The 21,772-nt window shown below is 62.8% G+C and carries 17 protein-coding genes and 1 pseudogene; 11 read left to right on the top strand and 7 right to left on the bottom strand.

The features are described from left to right. Positions 1-5: 5 nt before the first annotated feature. Together HPDFL43_RS15650 and HPDFL43_RS15645 are read right to left on the bottom strand one after the other, a co-directional pair. Positions 6-605: an SCO family protein gene (locus tag HPDFL43_RS15650; RefSeq protein ID WP_007198356.1), complete on the bottom strand. Its 600-nt coding sequence runs from the start codon at positions 603-605 to the stop codon at positions 6-8. Between the two features lie 75 nt (positions 606-680). After that, a complete protein-coding gene (locus tag HPDFL43_RS15645) occupies positions 681-878 on the bottom strand; it encodes a hypothetical protein (RefSeq protein ID WP_007198355.1) in 198 nt (65 codons plus the stop codon). Between the two features lie 245 nt (positions 879-1,123). Here HPDFL43_RS15645 and HPDFL43_RS15640 point away from each other — a divergent pair, with 245 nt between their 5' ends. Next, positions 1,124-1,636, top strand: a complete 513-nt coding sequence (locus tag HPDFL43_RS15640) for a CreA family protein (protein WP_007198354.1) — start codon at positions 1,124-1,126, stop codon at positions 1,634-1,636. Positions 1,637-1,773: 137 nt separating this feature from the next. After that, positions 1,774-4,461: a cation-translocating P-type ATPase gene (locus HPDFL43_RS15635; RefSeq protein ID WP_040450336.1), complete on the top strand. Its 2,688-nt coding sequence runs from the start codon at positions 1,774-1,776 to the stop codon at positions 4,459-4,461. Positions 4,462-4,669: 208 nt separating this feature from the next. Here the strand turns inward: HPDFL43_RS15635 and ggt are convergent, their stop codons facing one another. Further along, positions 4,670-6,415 carry a gamma-glutamyltransferase gene (ggt, locus tag HPDFL43_RS15630; protein WP_007198352.1) on the bottom strand — a complete coding sequence of 582 codons (1,746 nt, stop codon included), beginning with the start codon at positions 6,413-6,415 and terminating at the stop codon, positions 4,670-4,672. Between the two features lie 220 nt (positions 6,416-6,635). Between ggt and HPDFL43_RS15625 the strand changes: the two genes are divergently transcribed. After that, a complete protein-coding gene (locus HPDFL43_RS15625) occupies positions 6,636-7,322 on the top strand; it encodes a zinc metallopeptidase (protein WP_007198351.1) in 687 nt (228 codons plus the stop codon). A gap of 115 nt (positions 7,323-7,437) precedes the next feature. On the opposite strand, the gene HPDFL43_RS15620 is transcribed toward HPDFL43_RS15625, so the two are convergent. Continuing rightward, positions 7,438-8,037 carry a hypothetical protein gene (locus HPDFL43_RS15620; protein ID WP_007198350.1) on the bottom strand — a complete coding sequence of 200 codons (600 nt, stop codon included), beginning with the start codon at positions 8,035-8,037 and terminating at the stop codon, positions 7,438-7,440. A gap of 299 nt (positions 8,038-8,336) precedes the next feature. Here HPDFL43_RS15620 and HPDFL43_RS15615 point away from each other — a divergent pair, with 299 nt between their 5' ends. Further along, the gene (locus HPDFL43_RS15615; RefSeq protein ID WP_210165601.1) at positions 8,337-9,515 is read left to right on the top strand and encodes a class I SAM-dependent methyltransferase; all 1,179 of its coding nucleotides are present in this window, start codon (positions 8,337-8,339) and stop codon (positions 9,513-9,515) included. 44 nt (positions 9,516-9,559) lie between these two features. Here the strand turns inward: HPDFL43_RS15615 and HPDFL43_RS21440 are convergent, their stop codons facing one another. Next, positions 9,560-11,416: a M15 family metallopeptidase gene (locus HPDFL43_RS21440; protein WP_169743256.1), complete on the bottom strand. Its 1,857-nt coding sequence runs from the start codon at positions 11,414-11,416 to the stop codon at positions 9,560-9,562. 215 nt (positions 11,417-11,631) lie between these two features. On the opposite strand from HPDFL43_RS21440, the gene uvrB reads away from it, so the two are divergent. Further along, positions 11,632-14,580, top strand: a complete 2,949-nt coding sequence (gene uvrB / locus HPDFL43_RS15605) for an excinuclease ABC subunit UvrB (protein ID WP_007198347.1) — start codon at positions 11,632-11,634, stop codon at positions 14,578-14,580. A 136-nt stretch (positions 14,581-14,716) separates the two neighbouring features. After that, positions 14,717-15,055, top strand: coding sequence for a flagellar basal body rod protein FlgC (locus HPDFL43_RS15600; RefSeq protein ID WP_007198346.1), 339 nt, complete (start codon positions 14,717-14,719; stop codon positions 15,053-15,055). A gap of 186 nt (positions 15,056-15,241) precedes the next feature. On the opposite strand, the gene HPDFL43_RS15595 is transcribed toward HPDFL43_RS15600, so the two are convergent. Further along, entirely contained in the window at positions 15,242-15,592 is a 351-nt protein-coding gene (locus HPDFL43_RS15595; protein ID WP_040449279.1) for a hypothetical protein, read from the bottom strand. 277 nt (positions 15,593-15,869) lie between these two features. On the opposite strand from HPDFL43_RS15595, the gene HPDFL43_RS15590 reads away from it, so the two are divergent. After that, on the top strand, positions 15,870-16,202 hold the full coding sequence (locus tag HPDFL43_RS15590; RefSeq protein WP_007198344.1) for a hypothetical protein: 333 nt from the start codon (positions 15,870-15,872) through the stop codon (positions 16,200-16,202). A gap of 382 nt (positions 16,203-16,584) precedes the next feature. On the opposite strand, the pseudogene HPDFL43_RS15585 reads toward HPDFL43_RS15590, so the two are convergent. Further along, a pseudogene (locus HPDFL43_RS15585) lies at positions 16,585-17,673 on the bottom strand (IS3 family transposase). A gap of 506 nt (positions 17,674-18,179) precedes the next feature. On the opposite strand from HPDFL43_RS15585, the gene HPDFL43_RS15575 reads away from it, so the two are divergent. The 4 genes from HPDFL43_RS15575 (at position 18,180) to HPDFL43_RS15560 (ending at position 21,759) form a co-directional block, all read left to right on the top strand. Then, entirely contained in the window at positions 18,180-18,785 is a 606-nt protein-coding gene (locus HPDFL43_RS15575; RefSeq protein ID WP_007198343.1) for a DUF922 domain-containing Zn-dependent protease, read from the top strand. A gap of 115 nt (positions 18,786-18,900) precedes the next feature. Then, positions 18,901-20,007 carry an endonuclease/exonuclease/phosphatase family protein gene (locus HPDFL43_RS15570; protein WP_007198342.1) on the top strand — a complete coding sequence of 369 codons (1,107 nt, stop codon included), beginning with the start codon at positions 18,901-18,903 and terminating at the stop codon, positions 20,005-20,007. Positions 20,008-20,012: 5 nt separating this feature from the next. Beyond that, complete coding sequence (locus tag HPDFL43_RS15565; protein ID WP_007198341.1) at positions 20,013-20,756, top strand: hypothetical protein; 744 nt, start codon at positions 20,013-20,015, stop codon at positions 20,754-20,756. An 82-nt stretch (positions 20,757-20,838) separates the two neighbouring features. Further along, positions 20,839-21,759, top strand: a complete 921-nt coding sequence (locus tag HPDFL43_RS15560; RefSeq protein ID WP_007198340.1) for a PhzF family phenazine biosynthesis protein — start codon at positions 20,839-20,841, stop codon at positions 21,757-21,759. The last annotated feature ends 13 nt before the right edge of the window (positions 21,760-21,772 follow it).

Below are 21,772 nucleotides of genomic sequence, written 5' to 3'. Positions count from 1 at the left end.
TCAGGTCAGCCCTTGATCAGGTTTTCAAGCTTCCTGACCGCAATATCGGGGTTCTCACCCCAGGCGATGGTGCCTTTGAAGCGGCCTTCAGCGTCAAGCAGGAACACCGATGCGGTGTGGTCCATGGTGTAGTCGCCGTCCGGATCGCCCGCATCAAGCGGCACCTTCTTGGCATAGACATTGAACCCTTTGACAACGCCGGAAATGTCATCCGGTTCCCCGGAAATGCCGATGACGCGGTCGGTGACGCCGGAGACATATTCGCCGAGGAGATCCGGTGTGTCACGCTCGGGATCGACGGTCACGAAATAGGCGCCGATCCTGCCGCCTTCCGGGTCGACCTGGCGGAGCCAGCCGTCAAGCTCGAACAGCGTGGTCGGGCAGATTTCGGGGCAATGGGTGAAGCCGAAGAACAGCGCCGTGGGTCGGCCGCGGAAGGCGGCTTCCGTAATGGGACCGCCGGTCTGGTCCACCAGTTCAAAGGGCACGCCATAGGGTTTGCCGGCGATGGCGTTTTCGGTGCGCTGCCATTCATAGGTCAGCCAGCCAAGTGCCACCGCCATGATGGCAATCAATACCCAGAGCACGGTGCGAAAGGCTTTCATCGGGGTCTCCAGTCTGTTTCCGGGCGTTCGAGACCAGGGGCCATGCGCATCCGGAACAACGTTGATGTCAGAAATTCAAAGGCACCAAGCCAGTCCGCTGGCGGCGAGCGCGTGGAACAGCGCCGGACCATTGGATGTCCAGGCGGCGAAGACCAGGCCGGTCAGCACCGCGGCAGCGGCAAGCGCGAGCCCGCCGACGACAAACGGCACTGCAGCCTTTGCCGGGCGCAATGCTGAATGTCCATGCTGCTGGATTGTGGACTGTGGTGTCATACCCCGTATCTAGCGTGGCGCGGCGGTGATGCCAAGCGGAAGGGTTGCCGCAGCCCCATTTCAGCAGCACTTTCATTCGCAAAGTGTCGCACCCATATGAGATGGATGGCCGACAAGCGTATCGGCAGGGAACCGGCGGTGGCTTGTCCGTATTTGTCCAGTGTGCAGAAGCCCACTGCGTCCCATTCCAGTGTGGCAACACCCAGGCTGCCAAGACCCAGACCGTCCCTAAATGGAGATCCAGTATGACCATTTTCGCCAAAACCCGCCCGTTGCTGTCCGCCCGCATGGTTGCCGCTGCTCTTTGCGTGGGATTGTTCTCGGTTCCGGCATCGGCCGAACAGGTCGGCGAAGTCGGTGTCGACTGGACCGGCAATGACATCATCATTGATGCGGTGAGCGACCCCGAGGTGGAGGGCGTGACCTGCCACGTCGCCTATTTCGAACGCGGCATCATCGACAGGCTGTCGAAGGGCAACTGGTTCGAGGATCCCTCCAACGCCTCCATCGCCTGCCGCCAGACCGGGCCGATTACAGTCGGCGACATCGATCTGGATGAGAACGGCGACGTCGTCTTCAAGGAATCACGTTCGCTGGTCTGGAAATCCCTGGTGGTGCGCCGGATCTACGACAAGACCAACGACACGCTGATCTATCTGGTCAATTCCCAGCAGGTGCAGGACGGCTCGGCCAAGATGAACATCTCCACCGTGCCGCTCTACGGCCAGGAGGTGGTCTGGGAGAAGGGCAAGCCGTAAGGCATCTGGGTTTGGTTGGCCGGCAATTGATCTCGGTCATGCTGATGTGACGGGTTATGTGGTTCTGTCTGTCTGTTTGTCGCGGTTACTCCGCGGCGGGCGAGCCAACCGCATCCGTTTCAAAGGCAGGCATTCACGTGACAAAAGGCAGGCCTGAAAACCCGCATGCGCTTTCCGTGGCCGATGTCGCCGCCCTGCTGGAGACCGACCCTCAAACCGGGCTGAGCCAGTCTGAAGTGCGTGAGCGGTTGGCGACCTGCGGGCCCAACCAGCTGCGCCGGCAGCAGACCCGAAGCGTCTTCGCCATTCTCGCCCACCAGTTCAACAGTGTCATCGTCTGGCTGCTGGCAGCGGCCGCGCTGATGTCGTTCCTGCTCGGTGACGTGGCGGAGGCCGGCGCCATCATCGTGGTGCTCGTGCTCAACGGTGCCATCGGTTTCTTCACCGAACTCAGGGCCGCCCGCTCGATGGAAGCGCTGATGCGCATCGCCCAGATCAGGACGCGGGTGCGGCGCGACGGGCAGGCGCGGATGGTCGATGCGCATCAACTCGTGCCCGGCGATGTCGTCGTTCTCGAGGCCGGCGATGTGGTGACAGCGGATCTGCGGATCAGCCGGGCCTTCAATCTCCAGGCTGATGAATCGGTGCTGAGCGGCGAATCGGTGCCGGAGATCAAATCCGAGGCTGCAACGGACCGCGAGGCGGTCCTTGGCGACCGGACATCAATGGCCTTCAAGGGCACCGCGATCACGCAAGGCACCGGCGAGGGCCTGGTGGTGGCCACCGGCATGGCCACCGAAATCGGCAAGATCAGCGATCTCGTTGAGCGCGCGCAAAGTGAAGCGGCTCCGCTGGAACGGCGGCTTGACAGGCTCGGCCACCGGCTGGTGTGGCTGACCTTCGTGCTTGCGGCGCTGACCATCGGCGCCGGCATTCTGCGCGGCCATGATGTGGTCGCGATGATCCAGACCGGCGTCGCGCTGGCGGTGGCGGCTGTGCCCGAAGGGCTTCCGGTTGTTGCCACCCTCAGCCTGGCGCGCGGCATGTGGCGGATGGCCCGGCGCAATGCGGTGATCACGCGTCTCTCCTCGGTCGAGACGTTGGGCGCCACCACGGTGATCCTCACCGACAAGACCGGAACGCTGACCGAAAACCGGATGACGGTGGTGGGCTACCTGCTTGAGGGGCACGACATCGGCCTTTCCGCGCACGGTGGCGGACACATCCTCACAGGCGACGATGCACGGCTCGATCCCGATGAAGACAAAGCGCTTGGCTGGGCGATCCGGATCGGGGCGCTGTGCACCAATGCGGATCTCGGCGATGGCGGCGAGGACGGACGCGCCGGCGATCCGATGGAACTGGCATTGCTGCAGGCGGCGGATCAAGCCGGGCTGTCCCAGTCCGAACTCCTCGAGAATTTCCCGGAGGTCTGCGAGCATGCTTTCGATCCCGCGTTGCGGATGATGGCGACGGTCCATGAAGACGGTGACCGTTTCCTGGTTGCAGTGAAGGGCGGGCCCGAGGCTGTCATCGACAGCGCCGCGTATGGTCTCGGCCCTGATGGTCCGCGCCCGCTGGATGACGCCACCCGCAAAGCCTGGAAAGACCGGAGTTCGAAAGCCGCGCAAGCCGGGAACCGGCTCCTGGGGCTGGCGATGAGGCACAGCGAAACCGGTGAGGTCGACCCCTATGCGGGCCTCACGCTTGTCGGGCTGGTCTGTCTCAACGATCCGGTGCGCGAGGATGTGCCGCCGGCAATCCGCGCCAGCCGCGCCGCCGGTGTCCGGGTCATCATGCTCACCGGCGACCATGCCGACACCGGGGCGGCGATCGCCCGGCAGGCCGGCCTCGGAGACGGTGCGTTGCAGGTGATCGAAGGCCACGAGCTCGCCGGAATCGACCCTGATGGGATCAGTGAAGAGATGCGGCGGCGGGTGTTGTCCGTCGACGTGTTCGCGCGTGTGGCGCCGGAAACGAAACTCGTGCTGGTGTCGATCTTTCAGAAAGCCGGACACGTGGTGGCGATGACCGGCGACGGCGTCAATGACGCGCCGGCGCTGAAGAAGGCCGATATCGGCATCGCCATGGGCAAGCGCGGCACCCAGGTTGCCCAGGAGGCGGCGCACATGGTGCTGCGCGACGATCGTTTCGCCACCATCATCTCGGCGATGCGGCAGGGGCGGGTGATCTTCGACAACATCCGCAGGTTCGTTGTCTATCTGATGTCGTGCAATGTCAGCGAGGTTCTGGTTGTCGGCCTGGCCGTCGGCGCCGGCCTGCCGATGCCGCTGTTGCCGCTACAGATCCTGTTTCTGAACCTGGTCACCGATGTCTTCCCGGCCTTTGCGCTGGGGCTGGGCAGGGGCGACGGCGAGGTGATGCGCAAGCCGCCGCGCGATCCGAAGGAACAGATCCTGGATCGTCCGCGCTGGCGGCTGATCGCCGTGCTGGGCGGGCTGATCACCATTGCCACGCTCGGCGCCTTCCTGCTGGCGCTCACCTGGCTGGCATTGGCGCCCGCCGCCGCCGTCACCGTGGCATTCCTGACGTTGGCGCTGGCGCAATTGTGGAACGTGTTCAACATGCGCGATCCCGATGCCGGGCTCATCGGCAACGACGTCACCCGCAACGCTTACGTCTGGGGCGCAATCGTGCTGTGCCTCGGACTGATCGGCCTTGCAGTGGGGCTGCCGTCGCTGGCCAACCTCCTCGGCCTGCCCTGGCCGGGTCTTGACGGGCTGGTGCTGGCGGCCGCGGCAAGCCTGGTGCCGCTGCTGCTGGGGCAGGTGTGGCTTGCGCTGACGGGGCATGGCGGGCGGTGAGAGGCGATTGACCTAGGAGCGCCAGTAACCGGTAGGCCAACTCCGTCATCGAATTTTCGCCATGATACGCCCCCTCCATCGTCATCCTCGGGCTTGACCCGATGATCCAAAACCAAGCCAGTCCGCAAAGTGGTTTGGGCTTGGATCCTCGGCTCGGAGGCCGAGGATGACGAGAGGAGAGGCTGGACGATGACGACTGCTTTCCCCCTCAATACCCCACCGTCGCTGATCCTGTGCGGCGCGGGTCCGATGCCCCCAGCAACAGCCCCTTTTCCGCATCGACATGGATCGATTGCGTCGAGCCCATCACGCTCTTGACCACAGTCTTGTGACCCTTGGCCTCAAGCGCGGCCACCGTGTCGCGGCTCAAGCCGCCATCCTCGACGCGGATTTCATCGGGCAGCCATTGGTGGTGGATGCGCGAGGCATTGGTGGCTTCGGCGACATTCATGCCGTGGTCGATCATGTTGGAAATCACCTGCAGCGTGGTGGTGATGATGCGCGAGCCGCCGGGGCTGCCGGTGACCAGGAATGGCTTGCCGTCTTTCAGCACGATGGTCGGGCTCATCGAGGACAGCGGCCGCTTGCCCGGTTCCACCGCATTGGCGTCGCCGCCGATCAGGCCGTAGGCGTTCGGCACGCCTGATTTGGCGGAAAAATCATCCATCTCGTTGTTGAGCAGCACGCCTGTTCCCGCCGCCGTCATGCCCGAGCCATAGGAGAAATTCAGCGTGTAGGTGTTGGACACGGCGTTGCCGTCCTTGTCCACGATGGAGAAATGCGTGGTCTGGCCGCTCTCGTATGGCGCCAGTTTGCCGGGCTTTATCGTGTCTGACGGGGTGGCGCGGTTGAGGCTGATGCCGTTGCGGATCTTCGCCGCATAGTCCTTCGAGGTCAGGGCCTTGACCGGCACGTCGGTAAAATCCGGGTCGCCCAGATATTCCGAGCGGTCGGCATAGGCGCGCTTCATGGCTTCCGCCATCAGGTGAATGGTGTCCGACGAATTGTGCCCGAGGAAGCCGATCGGGTAGCCTTCCATCACATTGAGGATCTGGATGATGTGGGTGCCGCCCGAGCTTGGCGGCGGCATCGAGACGATCTCGTGGCCGCGATAGGTGCCGCTGACCGGCTCGCGGATGACCGCCTTGTAGTTCGCCAGATCCTCGACCGTCATTGATCCGCCGGCTTCTTGCACCGATGCTGCGATCTTCTCTGCCACCTCTCCCTTGTAGAAACCATCGGGGCCTTCCGCCGCGATTGTCTTCAGCGTTGCGGCGAGATCGGGCTGTTTGATCAGATCGCCGGGCTCATAGAAGCTGCCATCTTCTTTGAAGAAGATTGTGGCCGAGGCCGGCCAGGTCTTCAGCCGCTTTTCGAGCGCCTTGAGGCTGTCGGCCAGATCGGCGGTGACCACGATGCCGTCTTCAGCCAGTTTGATCGCCGGGGCCGCGGCCTGTTCAAGCGTCATGGTGCCGTAGGTCTCGAGCGCCAGCTGCATGCCGGCGACGGTGCCGGGCACGCCGACGGCGAGGCCGTGAAAGCGCGACAGAGTAGTGTCGGCATTGCCCTCGGCGTCGAGATACATGTCGCGCGTCGCGCTTGCCGGCGCCATCTCGCGGTAATCGATCGCCTTGGTCTCGCCGCTCTCGGTGTCATGCACCATCATGAAGCCGCCGCCGCCAAGGTTTCCGGCGCGGGGCAGGGTGACGGCCAGCGCCAGTGCCACGGCGACGCCGGCGTCCACCGCGTTGCCACCCTCCTTGAGCACCTGAAGCCCGACTTCGGCCGCCACTGCCTCCTGCACCGAGACCATGGCCGATTTCGCCCAGACCGGATGCACCGCATCCATACGCGAAAAGATCGCCGCCTCCTGCGCGGTTGCGGCAACGGGCGCAAGCGCAATCAGGCTGGCTGTGGCGAGGGCTGTGAGCGGGTGGAACATCGGGCGTGTCATCGGATCGCTTCCTTTCCGGATCAGTCCCGTATCTATGGATCGGGGCAGGGGCGGCCATGTCTGGCAATGGCTTACAACAGGCCACATCTGCCTGTTCGTCAAGCGGGGATCAGTCGCGTCTTGGCATCCTTCGGCTGTATGCGTCGCTGTGACCCTTTATCGGACGGCCGCCGCACCTATCTAATGACCATGAAAACTTTCGACGTGGACAAAGACTGACATGGCGATTCTTGGAATCCTGGGCGTGTTGCTGGTGCTGGGCCTTGTCTATGCGCCGCAGTTCTGGGTCGGGCACACGATGCGCCGCCACAGCGAGGACCGGCCGGATTTTCCAGGCACCGGCGGAGAGATGGCGCAGCATCTGGTGGAGCGCTTCGGGCTCAAAGGCGTTGGGGTCGAAGCCACCGATGCCGGCGATCATTATGATCCCGAGGCGCGGGTGGTGCGTCTTTCGCAGTTAAATTACAAGGGTTCCAGCCTCACCGCGGTCGCCGTGGCAGCCCATGAGGTCGGCCATGCGCTGCAGCATCATCGCGGCGAACGCGGGCTGGCGCTTCGGCAGTCGCTGGTTGGCGTCGCCATGGTGACCGACAAAATCGCTTCGGTGTTCTTCATCGCCGCCCCGGTGCTGGCCATCGCGTTGCGCACGCCAGGTGCGATGCTGGGCATGGCGGTGATCGGCATCGGGCTGCTGGGTGTGCGGGTGCTGGTGCACCTGGTCACGCTGCCGGTCGAATATGACGCGAGCTTCAACAAGGCGCTGCCGATCCTGCGCGAAGGCGGCTATCTCGCCGAAGACGACATCGCCGGCGCCCGCAGCGTGCTCAAGGCCGCAGCCTTCACCTATGTCGCCGCGGCGCTCACGAGCCTGCTCAACCTGGCGCGCTGGATACGGGTGTTGCGGTGATCCTTGCCGCTCCCGGTATGCAAGCCCCCGTTCGCATGAAAGTCTCTTTGCCGGCAGGTCATTGAAACCCCGGCATCACCTGCGCCGGGTGCCAATTGCCGGTTGTTTGGTCCATTTATTCGGGCTTGGGTAGTGCCAGATCGGAAACGGATTCGATCACCTGCGTGGTTTTGGATTCGAATCCGGTGCTCTTGGTATGGCTGTAGGATTTGGAAATCCAGCCGGTCTGTTTGTTGACCCAATATTTGTTGTAGATTTCCGCGCCGTCTAACATGGAGGATGCATAGGTCCCCTCGACAACCTCATGGGAAGTGCCATCGAATTCCTCTTCGCCGCACAGGATTCCGGTCGCTGCCGCTGCATCATTCGTCAGTCCTGACTTCATGTCTGCGCGGCTTTTTTCGGCATCGAACGAATTTATGAATTTCCAGTTTTCGCCTTTGTCGGTCGACATGTACATCTTGTCTCCCAGAAAGAGGGACCACGGACTTTCGGCAGGCTCGAGCATTTCTGTCATCCCGTTCCCCTCACCATCGCTGTGATGATAGTTCACGCTCGTAGTGCTTCCGACGATTTCCTGGGTAATGTGGATCCGCACCGGGCCCATCTCTTGATTTCCCTCCACCAGAAGCTCGGTAAACCTGTCATGGCAGGAGTCAGCAAGTGCCGATCCTGCGGTTGCAACAAAAATCAAAGCAAACATCAGCGGTTTCATCAGTTTTTTCCCGATACGTACATGGTCGCAGTCTCATCCAAATCTTCTAGACATCGGGAATGATGTCAAATCCGGCAGGACAAATACAGATCCAACCTTCGCGGGAATTGCGAATTGGATGCACAAACCAAATCGTTCTTTCGCCGTGCCGGGGGCGAAAGCAGGGTTGTGCCATTGGCGCCGAAAACCCGAACATCAAAATTAACGCTGCCGATTTGCTTCTCCGGCCCGCACGGGTAGAAAAGGCGACCTGAGGCAGGACATCCAGTGTTCGGCCTGCCAATCCCGAAGGAATGCCCGTGAATCCTCCCGATCGCATCGAAGAATTGTTGACCGCCTTGCGTGCCGCCTTCGCGGACGGATCGCTGGTGCAGCTCAAGCTTGGCGGCTATCACGGTGACGAGCCGGATCTCAAGGCGGTTCTGGTCAAAAAGATCTCGACCAAGGCGGGCGAGAAATACTCCTTCACCTACCGCTACAAGACCCGTGACACGATCAAGAACCACCCGGAAGACGAGACGCTGGCACTTCTTCGTCACGGCCTCGCGAGCGAATTCCGCAGCGCCCAGTTGGCGACCACCGGGTTCGACATGATGTTCGAGCGCAACGGGGCCAAGATACGGCTCAAGCGCACCGAAGTGGCGGGCCGCGAGGCGCCGTCGACCGAGCACAACCGCACCAAGAACCGGCCACTGACCGAGACCGGCAAGCCATGGCTCAAGGCGCTGGGGCTGGCCGGCAAGAACGGCGCGATCCGCCACGATGCGCAGGACAAGTTCCGCCAGATCAACAAGATGGTGGAGATCTTCGCGCCGCTGGTTGGCGCCATCAAGGTCGAGCGGCCGTTGATCGTCGATATGGGGGCGGGCAAGGGCTATCTCGATTTCGCGCTCTACGACTATCTCGCCACCGTGGCCAAACACCCTGTCCGCATTGTCGGCGTTGAAATGCGCGATCAGCTGGTGGCTGACGGCAACGCCACGGCCAAGGCCTCAGGCTTTGAGGGGCTGAGTTTCGAGGCCGGCACCATCATGGAATTCGACGCCAGCAAGGCCGATGCGGTGATTGCCCTGCATGCCTGCGACACGGCGACGGACGACGCGATCTTCAAGGGTATTGCCGCCGGGGCCGCGCTGATCGCCGTCGCGCCCTGCTGCCACAAGCAGATCCGCCGCGAGATGGAGGCGGGGCAGGCGGACGTGAGGCTCGAGCCGCTGCTGCGCCACGGCATCTTCGTCGAGCGTCAGGCCGAGATGGTCACCGACACGCTTCGTGCGTTGCTGCTTGAGCTCAACGGGTACCGCACAAAGGTGTTCGAATTCGTTTCCGATGCGCACACGCCGAAAAACAATCTGATCGTCGCCGAAAAAGACGGCCGGATCGGCCGCGACCGCGAGGCGGTGCTCAAACAGATTGCCGAGATCAAGGCGATGTTCGGGATCGGCGAGCATTACCTGGAAGGGCTGCTTTGCCCGTAGCGCGGGTGCAGGCTTCCGATGGGGTCTCACCGAAAGCCCACCGGTTACTTCCGGGCTGCTGCCAACAGTTCGGCAAGCGTGTTGATTGTCGGCTTGTGCATCCATTTGTCGATTTTACCGAGACCGCCCCATCCGGCGATGATGGCGGCGAGCGGCATCAGTTTGTTCTGAAGTGACTCAACGGCAATTTGTGCTGTTCCATCCGTTGCTGGCACAACCAGGGCTCCGTCCGCCGGCGTTATGTTGGTCAGAAAGGTGGTCAGAGGCGCCAGTTGTGGCAGGAAAATCGAGACCAGCAATCCGGCGATGCCGATAACGGTCTTCTTGCCGTTGAGTGCCTTTCCGATGGTCTCGCCGAGGGCGCGGTTGACCGGGGTGAGGTTCTGGCCCGGCACGATCACGCCCGCTTTCTCCAGTTCGGTCAGCAGAGCGGCCAGTCTTTCCGGCGGCACCGATCCAAGCCCCAGTTGCTGAAGCAAGGCCATTGCGGCCTGACTCGGCTGCTTCGGGACGGCGGCGGGGGCAACTGTAACTGCGGATGGCTGCGTGATGCCGGCTGCCGCATCGAGCCTGGCAATCACCAGCCGGAGCAGGGCGTTGGTTTCTGCCAGTTCGCCGCCGGTCCAGCCCTGCGCCACGGTCCCCGGTGCAGGCACGGGGGTCGGAGAGTCCGCTGGCACGGAAGCGCCGATCGCATCGAGATTGGCCAGCCGAAGTGCGGCCAGGAAGAGCTCGGCATAGCCGGCGATTTCATCGGCCCGGTCCTGTATATTGACGGTACGCCGCGCGCCAACAAAATCCTGCTTGGTTTCGTTGACATAGTGACCGAGGCCGAAGCCCTTGCCGTTGAAATCCCCGGCCAGCATGCCGCCGGCGAGGATCTGCAGCGCAATCGGGGTTTCCAGCGCCTTGTCGGGAAACTTCACAAGATCAATGCCGAGCTTGTCGCTCTGGGTCTTGTAGTTTTCCAGATGGGTGAGCTGAACATACCCGCGCCCGTAATAGGCGTGGCCAAAGGGGCCGTCAGACTTGGCGTAAGGCCGGTGCGCCAGCTTCTTGCGGGCGTCGGCGTCATCCTTGGCGAAGCCCTCGCGGACCGGCCGCATATTGGCGCCGACCTCTGCTTTTACCGTGGCCAGAATATAGGCCAGCTGGTTCAGGGGCCGCCCTCGATAATGCTCCAGCCAGTAGCCGGTTATGATGTTGAGGTTGTCGACTGCGGATTGCGACAATGTCCCGCCGAACAGGCTGGCTCTGACGGTGTCGAAGAAGCTTTTCGGTAGTTCCATTTTTGCGTTCTCCTGTTCGCCGTGGCTTGCCGCAGTGTCATTGTCATGGGATCCCGTCGATATCTCTGCTCCAGGCACTGTGGACCAATCAATGCCCTCGCCGAGGTCCTCCGGTGTCACCTCTATCTGGAAATGCATGGCGTCCTTGATCGTGCGCCAGTCGCCGCCCCAGCCAAAGACCTGCTTTCCCGCCACGGTCTTGATCGCCAGTGCAGCATCGACCATGCCACGGGTCATGTCGGTGTCGGCGCGGCCGAGCCGGACATCCTGTGCCCGGCCACTCTGGGTGACGTTGTCCGAGAAACGCGGTTTGCGCTGACCGGCATGGTCGATATAGGGGTTGGTCTTCCAGTTGATGTCGAGCGCTATGCCATAGGCGTGGAGGCTTTTCGCCTTGCCCGACTTCATGTCCCGGCAATTGTAGCTGTCAGTGTCCTCGATGCGGATGTCGTATCCGTGCGAGGCAAGTACATGTTCCAGCGCCAGCCAGGCCTTTACCGTCGGAGGTGCGACGCGGATAGTATCCGGGCCGAAGTCTATTTTGATCATGCGCTCTGGACGACATTCATATTCGGCCCAGGCTGTACGCATTGCTTCAGAAAGACTACTCATACTGAAATCCTCTCCCTGTTTGTCAGTATACATTAAAACGCCGTGGAGTGGAAATTTGCTTTGATAATCCTCCGTGCCGTGCGTGGCGGTAGCTGGTGTTCCTGGACGTGTGAGGCGTGAATGCTGACATCCCCTGTCAGCATGGCTAGCGTTTCGGTTCGGATTTGCCGCGCGCGGCTCTTTCTTTCGCCGCAGACTCTGCCCATATTGCGGCCATGGCCAAGACCCCCGCAAAATCATCCCGCCCGGACGGCTCCGAATTCGACGGTTTCGAGGAAGCGCCGCAGCCGCCGCTGTCGGGCGCGCAGGTGTCCTCGTCCGGCTCGATTGCCGACTGGGCTGCGGATCTGGCGAAGGAGGCCGAGCTTGATGCGGTGAAGGCGCGGCGCAAGGCGGAAAACCGCGAGCTGCGGTCGCAGGCGGGTAAGCACCGCCTGAAGGCCGGCAAGACGAAGGATGAGGTGCCGGCGAAGAGCCCTGCGAAAGGCAAGGCTGCCACCGCGGAGAAATCCAAGAAAACCGCGCGCGGCACCTCGATTGGATCGACCAACGACCCTCGCGCCCGTGCTGCCGCAGGCCTCAATGCGGTCGCCGGGCTCGACATCTCGGTGGAGGAGGCGGAAGCCTCGGGTGCCACCAGCGCCAACACCGCCACCGTTCAGGCGCTGTCGGACCTGATCGAGAGCGGCAATCCGCTGTTCAAGAACGGCAAGACCTGGGTGCCACACCGTCCGGCGCGGCCGGAGAAATCGGAAGGTGGCGTGCCGATCCGCATGGCCACCGAGTACAAGCCCGCCGGCGACCAGCCGACGGCGATTGCCGATCTGGTGGCGGGCGCCAACGAGAACGAGCGCAACCAGGTGCTGTTGGGCGTCACCGGCTCGGGCAAGACCTTCACCATGGCCAAGGTGATCGAGGAGACCCAGCGTCCCGCCGTGATTCTCGCGCCCAACAAGACGCTGGCCGCGCAGCTCTATTCCGAATTCAAGAACTTCTTCCCCGACAACGCGGTCGAGTATTTCGTCTCCTATTACGACTACTACCAGCCCGAAGCCTATGTGCCGCGCACCGACACCTTCATCGAGAAGGAATCGACGGTCAACGAACAGATCGACCGGATGCGGCACTCGGCGACGCGGGCGCTGATGGAGCGTGACGACGTGATCATCGTCGCCTCGGTGTCCTGCATCTACGGCATCGGTTCGGTGGAAACCTACACCGCCATGACCTTCCAGATGTCGGTCGGCGACCGCATCGACCAGCGGCAATTGCTGGCGGATCTGGTGGCGCAGCAATACAAGCGCCGCGACATGGATTTCCAGCGCGGCTCGTTCCGGGTGCGGGGCGACACGATCGAGCTGTTCCCGGCCCACCTTGAGGATGCGGCCTGGCGGATCTCGCTGTTCGGCGACGAGATCGAAACCATCGTCGAATTCGATCCGCTGACCGGCAAGAAAACCGGCGACCTGAAGAGCGTCAAGATCTACGCCAACTCGCACTATGTCACCCCGCGGCCGACGCTCAACCAGGCCACCAAGCACATTCGCGAGGAGCTCAAGCACCGGCTGGCGGAGCTCGAAGCCTCGGGCCGTCTGCTGGAAGCGCAGCGGCTGGAGCAGCGCACCCGGTTTGATCTGGAAATGCTCGAGGCCACCGGCGTCTGCCAGGGCATCGAGAACTATTCGCGCTACCTCACCGGCCGCGCGCCGGGCGAGCCGCCGCCAACTCTGTTCGAATATATTCCCGACAATGCGCTGCTGTTCATCGACGAGAGTCATGTCTCGATCCCGCAGATCGGCGGCATGTACCGGGGTGACTTCCGCCGCAAGGCGACGCTGGCCGAATACGGCTTCCGGCTGCCCTCCTGTCTCGACAACCGTCCGCTCAGATTCGAGGAATGGGACGCGATGCGGCCCTGCACCGTTGCTGTTTCGGCCACGCCGGGCAATTGGGAGATGGAGCAGGCCGGCGGTGTCTTCGCCGAACAGGTGATCCGCCCCACCGGGCTGATCGATCCGCCTGTGGAGGTGCGTCCGGCGCACGCCCAGGTCGATGATGTGCTTGGCGAAATCCGGGCCACGGCGGAGGCCGGCTACCGGACGCTGTGCACGGTGCTGACCAAGCGCATGGCCGAGGATCTGACTGAGTATCTGCACGAGCAGGGCATAAGGGTGCGCTACATGCATTCCGACATCGACACGCTGGAGCGGATCGAGATCATCCGCGACCTGCGGCTTGGCGCGTTTGACGTGCTGGTCGGCATCAACCTCTTGCGCGAGGGCCTCGACATCCCGGAATGCGGGCTGGTGGCGATCCTCGATGCCGACAAGGAGGGCTTCCTGCGCTCCGAAACCTCGCTGATCCAGACCATCGGCCGCGCCGCGCGCAACGTCGACGGCAAGGTGATCCTCTATGCCGACAAGGTCACCGGCTCGATGGAACGCGCGATGGAGGAGACCTCGCGCCGCCGCGCCAAGCAGGAAGAGTACAATGCGGCCAACGGCATCACGCCGGAATCGGTCAAGGCGCATATCTCCGACATTCTCGATTCAGTCTATGAGCGCGACCATGTCCGCGCCTCGATTTCCGCCCCCACTGGAAAAGGCAAGGGGCAGGACGAGGGCGCGCTGGTCGGCGCCAATCTCAAGGCGCATCTCGAAGCGCTGGAGAAGCAGATGCGCGATGCCGCCGCCGATCTCGATTTCGAAACCGCCGCGCGGCTGCGCGACGAGGTCAAGCGGCTCAAGGCGGTCGAGCTCGACCTGATGGAAGACCCGATGGCGCGCGATGCCGGCATCGAGAACACCAAAGCGTCGCGCAAGGCGGCTGCTACCGGCAAGCCGGTCCTAAGCACCAGCAAGGGAAAGGGATCGGCGCAGCCGCAAGGGCGACCGCCCGTCGCGCCTGATGGCGCGCCCACGCGGAGCGAGCCGCGCAGCGGCGACAGCGTGAGCGAAAACAGCCCCTTCTATTTCCGCAAGAACAGCCTCGACGAGATGACCGTGGGCCGCACCGAAAAGCCGATGCCCGGCAAGCTGCCGTCGAAGCCGGACGATGTGGGAGCCGTCAAGCGGGCCAGGCCGGGTGCGGGGTCCTATGAGGATCCGGCGGATGCCGCGCGGCAGAAGCGGCGCCCGGGCAAGACCGGTCGTCCGGGGCGGTAGAGCGTTTCCGGCTCACCGGTCAGGGGAGCGGGGGAGGGCCGGACCCTGCCAGGCGTCAACCTTGCGTTAACCACGTTCCCTAACGGCCTGCTCATAACCTGACGCTAAAATTCCCTGATTACGGGAGTTTTGCGTCGTGATTTCCAGCATCATCAACACAGCCTTTTCCGGCATGGCCGCGCAGAGCAAACGCATGGATGCGATTGCCAGCAATGTCGCCAATGTTGATACGCCCGATTACAACCGCAAGACCGTCGAGATGGTCACCACCGCCGGTGGCGGGGTGCGGGCGGTGCCGCGCGAAGCGCCCGCGGGCTCCAACAGCGGTGTCGATCTGGCCACCGAGCTGATGGACATGGCCGAGAGCAAGATGGCCTATGAGGCCAATCTCGCGGTGATGGAAACCGGCATGGACATGTGGGACATGCTGATGAGCGCGCTCGACCCGAAGGACCGCGACGAGCGCTGGGGCTGATTGAGCCCGCTTCACATCTTCAAAACCCGCTATCCCAAGACCTGTATCGCGCTCAAATGCGCGCATCTGAGCGCGACTAATGCATGTCGCACTCAATTGGATTCAATTGAGTGATAACGTACATGCATTAAATCAAAGTGTTAGAGCGACCTTTGTGCGTCCAATTGGACGCACGGCGCTCTAGGGTCAGGTGTTGACGTCGAGTGCGTCGAGGCAGGTTTCGGCCAGTGCCCGGTCGGGCGTTTCGGCGCCGAGCGGGGTTGCCCAGCCGGCTTCCTCGACGATGCTGCGGCGCTTGTAGGAGTTGGCGGCCTTGAGTTCGGCCATGACGCCGGATGCCATCGGGTCGTTCTTGGCGTTTTGCAGGCAATAGGGGGTGAGCGCGGTGGCGACGGCCGCCGTTGAGCCCTTGTCCGACATCTTCTCAGCGGCAGTGGCCGTCATCCAGCCGCCCCAGCTGAATCCGACAATTGCCAGGGCAATCGCTCCGGCGCCCGCGCCCATGAGCGCAGGTTTCGTCCATTCGGGGATGTTCATGAAAATGTCCAGTTCAAGGGTTCGCAGCCCGCTTCATCGCGGACCGGATGGGGTCTTGTAGCACACTCCTTTGTTTTAGGGTGATTGTTTGCGTAATTTCGGGTTGCTCCGGGGCTTGGGCGCGGCTTCTCTCTCCCTCCAGGGCAGAGGCGGATCGTCCCGTCCGGCATTTGAGTTAAATCCCGGCTTTCCGGTTTACGCCTGCCTCAAGCCGGCGGCGTAAGGTTTGGCGCAGGTAACCTGATGAAATCATCATCAGCAAAGGAGCGCCGGAGCGATGCCCGCCATCATCCCCAGTCTGTCCGTGCCGCTGTCCGGCGTTCGGCTGCAGCCGGCACAGGCCGCGGCCTCGGTGACGCCCGGCACGCAGGCTGCGTCCCAAACCCCGGTCATCCCAAAGGCAATCCCACAAGCAATCCCCCCGGACATCGCTCCGGCTGCGATGCGGATGGAAACCCCTGTCTGGCCGCTGTCCGGCGCGGTCAATCTGCTGCCCGCGCTGATCGGCCTGAGCGAAACCCAGATCACCCGCACCGACACCCTGACCCTGCCCGAAACCGGCGCCGATTTCTGGGACATGCTTGCGACGGCCCTGCCGGGGGAGGGGTAGGGGGGGACTGGATGGTTTGACCTTCTCCCCCTTGGTGGGTGAGACTTCGGAGCGTTGGCCAAAGGCCAGAAATCGGAGAATCCGATTTCAGCGAACGAAGGCCTGAGCGCGACGCCGCGCGAAGGCTGTTTCAGCGTCTTGGCTTCAGCCAAGTGCTAGAAATTCCAAGAGAGGGGGTGTTGCCGCAACTGCGATGTCAGCGACCGGCCACCCTCACCAACAAAATCTGCGGCTTGGCCCTGCCGGTCCAAGACCGCGATTTTGTGTCCTCTCCCACCAGGGGAGAGGGGGAGCACGCTGCGCCCTTTTCCACCGTAATCCCGGCCTTGAGCCGGGATCCAGCGGTAATCCCCCCGTTTTTAACGGGGCTCGGCGGTAGAATTCACGCGGCCATTTTGAGTTTCTGTGCGGGAGTTATGCCGCCGATGCCCATATTGGGCCGTTCGTTGTTATAGGTCCATAGCCATTGCGTGGCGAACTCCTGTGCCTCCTCGATGCTTTCGATGATGTATTGGTCGAGCCATTCATGCCGGACTGTGCGGTTGTAGCGCTCGACATAGGCATTTTGCTGCGGCTTGCCGGGCTGAATGTGGCTCAACGCGATGCCTTGTGTTTCGGCCCACTCCATCAGTTTACCACTGACATATTCGGGGCCGTTATCGACTCGTATCGACATCGGTTTGCCGCGCCATTCGATGATCTGGTTCAGACTGCGGATGACGCGCTCGGCGGGAAGCGAGAAATCCACTTCGATGCCGAGCCCTTCGCGGTTGAAGTCGTCAAGGACATTCAACAGCCGGAACTGCCTTCCATCCTCCAGACGGTCCGCCATGAAGTCCATGGACCAGACCAGGTTTGGCTGATCCGGGACGGCCAGTGCATCCGGTTTGTCCCGCTTCAAACGCTTACGCGGCTTGATCCGCAGGTTCAGTTCCAGTTTGCGGTAGATGCGATAGACACGCTTGTGGTTCCAACGATGTCCCTGGACGTTTGCGCAGATACAGGAAGCACAGGCCAAAACCCCAGGTCTTCTTGGCCCTCGTCAGTCCGATCAGGAGATCGGCAATATGCTCATTCTCGTCGTTCAGCTTTGCACTGTAACGATAACAGGTCTCGCTGACCTCGAAGGTGCGGCAGGCAAGCGCAATACTCACCCCTCGCAACGCCACTGCTTTCCCGGCCATCTCCCGGCGTTGAGATGGCCGCGTCATTTTTTTCCAAGAGCCTCTTTCAGAAGTTCGGCCTGCATGCTCATCTCGGCATACATTTTCTTCAGCCGGCGGTTCTCGTCTTCCAGAGCCTTCATCTGGCTGATCATCGAGGCGTCCATGCCGCCGTACTTGGCCCGCCATTTGTAAAATGAGGCCGTGCTCATCCCATGCTCCCGGCACAACTCTGGCACCGGGACGCCGCCTTCTGCCTGGCGCAGGATCGCCAGGATTTGTGGTTCGCTAAATCTGCTCGTCTTCATCGAAATCTCCTCGATCATATTGCCGAGAAAATTCTACTTTTGAAGCCCGTTATTTTGAGGGGGGATTACCCGTGCATGCATCACCCAGCCGGATGTCATGACCGGATGTCATGAGGGACCGGCAGCGGAGATGCATCGATCACAAAACGCAGCCAGCGTCCGTGCCGGACCGCGCCAGACGCATCTCCCGGGTCAGTCCAGGCCCGGGCCGGAGCAATCCGGGCGGGAGACGAAAATTCCCGAGGGTGCAAGGCACCGTCTGTCGGATCTGGACACGATCCGGCGACTTCCGGGCCGCGCGCGTGCAGCGCCACCCCGTGCGGGATTGATGCCGGTCCCGCACACGCATACCCAATTCGTTCAGAAGGCACTGCCAGCGCGCGGCCCTCCGGACTTTGTTCAACAGCACACCCCGGCGGAGATGTCCGCGCGGGCGCGTTTCCGGCTGTCTTGAATTGGCCGTCGGCTGGCAGTACCACTCAACGCTGTTGAGCTGGAGAGAGAGAATGCCGTCAGTCCGCCAAGCCGTTGCCGTCCTCGCTGTGCTCGCAGCAACGCTTGCCGCGCTGCCCGCGCGCGCTTGGACGGCCGTTGAACAGGTCAAGACCTATCCGGTCTCGGGCCAGTCCGGGTTGGAGCTGTACCGCTCGGTTGGCGAGAACGGGCCGGTGATTTCGGGCGACCGGCGCACCATCGCCCACACCACCTTCAAGCTGACCTGGGGGCGCGACTATCGCGAGCAGGCCGATGGCAGCTGTGTCATCGCCAGGAATGTTCCCAAGCTGATCATCACCTACACGCTGCCCAAGCCGCGCGGCGGCCTGCCGTCCAGTGTGGCAACGTCCTGGAAGCGGTTCTATGACGGGCTGCTGGCCCATGAAAAGGTGCACGGACAGCACATCATCGAGATGGTGCAGGCGATCGAGGCGGTCAGCGTCGGGCTCTCGGCACCCGACGATCCGGGCTGCCACAAGGTCCGCGCCGCGCTGCAGACCCATCTCAAGCGCCTGTCGGACGAGCAGCGGGCCCGCGGCCGGGCCTTCGACCGGGTGGAAATGGGCGATGGCGGTGCCGTCCACAGCCTGGTGCTGGCGCTGGTCAACGGGCCGTAACATTGCGCTGGCAGGGTGGGTTGAAAGTCCCCGTCCGCAATGGCGGTTTGCATCATGGGGGCGCGCGCAATAGGCTCGCGGCCATCCGTGCCCCGTTCGAGAATCAGGCTCCCGCATGACAGTCCGCATTGCCACCTTCAACGCCGAAAACCTGTTGAGCCGGTTCGATTTCTCCGGCTTCCGCAACGAGCTGAGGCAGGACCGGGTGGCGCAGCTTTATGATTTCTCCTCCGAAGAGCAGTACCGCCAGGCCGAAATCGCGCGGGCCGTGTCGCTGACCGATGACACGCGGCAGATGACGGCGCTGGCGATTGCCGAGGCGGATGCCGACATATTGTGCCTGCAGGAGGTCGAAAATCTCGATACGCTGCACCGGTTCGAATATGGCTATCTGTTCAAGATGATCGGCGATGGCTACCGCCACAAGGTGCTGATCGACGGCAATGACAGCCGCGGCATCAACCTGGCGCTGATGGCGCGCGAGCGCACGCTCGATGGCGCCAAGATCGAGATCCTCGAGGTCACCAGCCATGCACATCTGACCTATGATGCGGCCGGCCTCTATTCGCCGGATCTCGAGGGAATGGCGCATCCCAATGACAAGCTGTTCAAGCGCGATTGCCTGGAGGTGGATGTGAAGATCGGCCCGAAACGGCTGACGCTTTATGTGGTGCATTTCAAGTCGATGGGATCGCCACGCAACGGGCTGGATGGCCGCACCCACACCATGCCGGTGCGCGTTGCCGAGGCGCGGGCGGTGCGCAAGCTCATCTCCGATCGCTTCGGCGCAGATGGCGGCGGCAAGCGCTATGTCATCGCCGGGGATTTCAACGATTATTCGGAGAAGCTGGTGATCACCGGCGACCGCCGCCACGGCTATCACTTCACCCCCGAACAGGCCGAAGACGGTGCCGTGCGGGTGCTCACGGCAGATGGTTTTGCGGAGAATGTGGTGACGCGGCGGCCGGAAATGGACCGCTGGACGCTCTATCACACACGCGGGCCGCAGGAGCGGCATCTGTGCCAGCTCGATTACCTGCTGGCCTCGCCGGCGCTGACGCGGTCGAACCGCGACCGGCTGCCCGACATCATCCGCGCTGGCCAGCCCTGGCGCACGCTGTTTCCGCAAGGCCAGGAGGTTGAGCGCTATCCGCGCACCGGCTGGGACCGGCCCAAGGCGTCCGATCATTGCCCGGTGGCAATGACCTTCGACATGGTTTGAGTGCTGTGGCGGAGATCCCCGAAAACCGCGTCTTTCGTCTCGATGCGGTGCGGCTCAGGCTCGATGAGGCGGAGCATCCCTGGATCGTCGCCAACCGCAGCGCCGTCGAGGCGCACTGGGCGCGCGAGGAAGTCGAGCGGCCCTGGCTGTTCAACGGCACCGTGATCCTGCACCGGGATCTCCAGTTCGATGACGGGGTGATCCATGGCGTCAGCCACCGGGCACCCTATGCGGGGCTGCTGCATCTGATCAGGACCTGGAACGCGCAGGATGGCGAAGCGGCTGAGAAGGCTGATGCCGGGATCAGTGCCTGGCATCTGTTCGGCTCGGCGATCATCCTGTCGTCTGATGGCGTGATGCTGCTGATCCGCATGGCGCCCAGGACCGCCAATTCGGGCAAGGTCTACGCGCCCGCGGGCTCGCTTGATTCCTCCGACATCGACGGTGGCTGGATTGATGTCGACGGGTCGATCTTGCGCGAAGCGCATGAGGAGACCGGAGAGGCGCTTTCCAGCGCGCGGGCCGAAGAGCATTTGCTCGGCTGGCGCAGCGGCGGGTTTGTGTCGATCTTCCGGCGTTTCGTTCTGCCCGAACCGGCGGACACGATTGTCGAGCGGATGCGTGCCCATATCGCCGTGGCCGCAGAGCAGGAGGTGGACGACATCGTGATTGTCCGCAACTCTGACGATCTGGGTGAGGCCGTGCCGCTCTATATGCGTGCATTGATCGATTTTCATTTTGACCGCTGATCGGCGGTTGGCAGAGCGGTGAATCTGGTTAGGATGCGCGACAACGCAGGCGCTTGGGCCGGCGGCAGAAGGGACTACAGGCATGTCGGACTACGCGATTTATGATGTCTTTTCCGGGACTGCGCTGCATGGGAACCCGCTGGCTGTGGTGTTTGATGCCGACCGTTTCGATGATGACGAGATGCAGGCGATCGCGCGGGAGTTCAACCTGTCGGAAACGGTGTTTGTCAAAACGCCCGAAAACCCCGGGCATACGGCGCAATTGCGGATTTTCACGCCCGGGCGCGAGCTTCCCTTCGCCGGGCACCCGACCGTGGGGGCTGCCGTTGCGCTGGCCCATCGCAGGCTTGGCGACGCGATCCCCGCCAACGGCATCGATCTGGTCAAGATGCTTGAAGAGCAGATCGGCCCGGTGCGCTGCGCGGTGCGGCTGAGCCCGGACAAGGCGGGCTTCGCCGAATTCGATCTTCCCAGGCTGTCGCGAAGGTTCGATGCGGAGATCCCGACCGAGGACATCGGCGCGGCACTCGGGCTCGATCCGCACGAGATCGGGTTCGAGAACCACAGGCTGTCGCTGTGGAGCGCGGGCGTTCCCTTCGTGCTGGTGCCGGTCATGGATCAGGCCGCGGCGGCGAAAGCCGAATGCGATGCGGCATTGTGGGAGCAGATGGCGCCGATGGCCGACGGGCAACTGGCCGCAGCTTATGTCTATTGCCGGGGCGGCGTGAACCACAATGCCGCGTTTCATGCGCGCATGTTCGCGCCGGCGGAAGGGGTGGCGGAGGATCCGGCCACCGGCTCTGCCGTTGCAGCTCTTTCAGGTGCGATCCACGGCTTTGACGGGCTGCGCGAGGGCAACCATGCGCTGGTGATCGAGCAGGGCGTGGAGATGGGCCGGCCGTCGCTCATCCACCTGCATCTTGATTGCTCGGGTTCCGAGCTCACCCATGCGCGCATCGGCGGCGAAGCGGTGAAAATCGCCGAGGGCCGGCTGCTGCTGTGACGGGTCTGGCGAA

This window comes from Hoeflea phototrophica DFL-43 (assembly GCF_000154705.2).
GTDB classification, from domain to species: Bacteria; Pseudomonadota; Alphaproteobacteria; order Rhizobiales; family Rhizobiaceae; genus Hoeflea; species Hoeflea phototrophica.
The sequence above is the reverse complement of the archived record's forward strand: the minus strand, read 5'-3'. Positions and strand labels throughout refer to the sequence as shown.